2 protein-coding genes are annotated in these 2021 nt (G+C 74.7%); one reads left to right on the forward strand and one right to left on the reverse strand.

The features are described from left to right. Positions 1 to 14: 14 nt before the first annotated feature. Positions 15 to 1133, reverse strand: a complete 1119-nt coding sequence (locus ABZW32_RS39770; protein ID WP_356225793.1) for an alkene reductase — start codon at positions 1131 to 1133, stop codon at positions 15 to 17. 175 nt (positions 1134 to 1308) lie between these two features. Here ABZW32_RS39770 and ABZW32_RS39775 point away from each other — a divergent pair. Beyond that, the coding region (locus ABZW32_RS39775; protein WP_356225795.1) for an AfsR/SARP family transcriptional regulator at positions 1309 to 2021 on the forward strand (713 nt) is incomplete at its 3' end.

Here is a 2021-nt window from a genome sequence, read left to right on the forward strand (position 1 = left end):
CGCGCGGCGGGCGGTCAGGCGGCGGCCGGTGCGAGGACACCCCGGTCGCTCTCCCCGGCGCGCACCGGGTAGTCCGTGTACCCGTCGCTCCCGCCACCGTAGAACGTGCCGTCCTCGCGCGGCCGGTTGAGCGGGGCGCCGGCGCGCAGCCGCTCGACCAGGTCGGGATTGGCCAGGAACGACCGCCCGAGGGAGATCAGTTCGGCACCGGCGGCCAACAGCCGCTCGGCCGCGGCCCTTCCCCCGTCCTCGGGCAGCGGCCCGCCCCACCCCAGCACGGGGTTCGCGATCAGCGTGCCCGGCCAGGCCCGCCGGACCTCCCGGAACAGCGCGTCGTCGGGGTCGGCGAAGACGACGTGCAGATAGGCGAGCCCGTGGCGGGCGAGCGCCGGCACCAGCTCCCGGTAGATGTCCTCGGTGTCCCCCTCCGCCATGCCGTTGACGGTGATCCCGGGGGAGATCCGCACCCCGACCCGGTCGGGGCCGATCGCGTCGGCCACGGCTTCCACCACCTCCAGGAGGAAGCGGATCCGGTTGCCCACCGACCCACCGTAGGCATCCGTACGGCGGTTGGTGCCCCGCCCCAGGAACTGGTGCAGCAGGTAGCCGTTGGCCCCGTGGATCTCGACCCCGGAGAAGCCCGCCTCCACCGCCTTGCGGGCGGACTCGGCGAAGTCGGCGACCGTGGTGGCGATGTCGCCGACGGTCATCTCGCGCGGCACCACCGCCGGCCGGGCACCCCCCGCGGTGTGCACGGTGTCGGGCAGCACCACCGCCGAGGGCGCGAGCGGGGTGAGACCGCTGTTGTCGGGGTGGCCGATCCGGCCACCGTGCTGGAGCTGGAGGAACATCCGGCCGCCCGCCTCCCGTACGGCCCCGGTCACCAGCCGCCACCCGGCGACGTGCGAGGCGTCGTAGAGGGCCGGGATGTTCGCGTAGGTCTGCCCCACGGCGCTGGGAGTGGTGCCTTCCGCGATGATCAGACCGGCGGAGGCGCGCTGGGCGTAGTAGGTGGCCATCAGTTCGCCCGGTGTGCCGTCGGCGGCGGCGCGGTTGCGGGTCATCGGGGCCATGACGAGCCGGTTGGGCAGGTCGAGGGCGGCGAGGCGGGTGTTCTCGAAGAGCGAGGACATCGGGGTCTCCGTTCGGGAAGGGGCCGGGAACCGGCTCCGGACCGGCGTCCGGGGCGGCCCCGGACTTCGTACGAGGAACTCTGTCGGCCTGCGCTTCGCATCCGCTGACGGTCCGCTGATGGTCCGCCGCCGGTGCCTGACGGGTCCGCCGGAGCCGATGTGTACGGTGATCCACATGAGGTTCGGGGTGCTCGGTCCGCTGACGGTCCGCGACGACGGGGGAGAGCCCGTCAGGGTGACCGAGGCCAAGGTGCGGGCCCTGCTGGCCGACCTCCTGGTGCACGAAGGCCGGGTCGTCTCCGCCGACCGGCTCATCGACGACCTGTGGGACGGGCACGCCCCCGGCAACCCGGCCAACGCCCTCCAGTCGAAGGTCTCCCAGCTCCGCCGCGCCATCGGCCGCGAACGGGTGGCTCACCAGCCCCCGGGCTACCGCCTGGAACTCGGCGAGGACCCGTCCGCGCTCGACGCGCACCACTTCCGGGCCCTGGCCGCCCGCGCCCGGGCCACCGCGGAACCACGGCTGCGCGTCCAGCTGTTCGGCGAGGCGCTGGACCTGTGGCGCGGCGACGCGTACGCCGATTTCGCGGACGCCGCCTTCGCCCGCCCGGCCGCCCACCGGCTCGCCGAGGAGCGGCTGACCGTCCTGGAGGAGCGCGCGGAGGCAATCCTGGAAACGGGCGAGCACACCGCGCTGACCGGCGAACTCACCGATCTCGTCGCCGCCCACCCCCTACGGGAGCGGCTGCGCGCCGTCCAGCTCCGGGCGCTGTACCGCGCCGGGCGGCCCAGCGAGGCCCTGGCCTCCTACGCCGCGCTCCGCGACCGGCTCGCCGAGGAACTCGGCACCGACCCGGGCCCCGAACTGGCCGCACTCCACACGGCGAT

The organism is Streptomyces sp. NPDC004667 (genome assembly GCF_040609475.1).
In the GTDB taxonomy this organism is placed as follows: Bacteria; Actinomycetota; Actinomycetes; order Streptomycetales; family Streptomycetaceae; genus Streptomyces.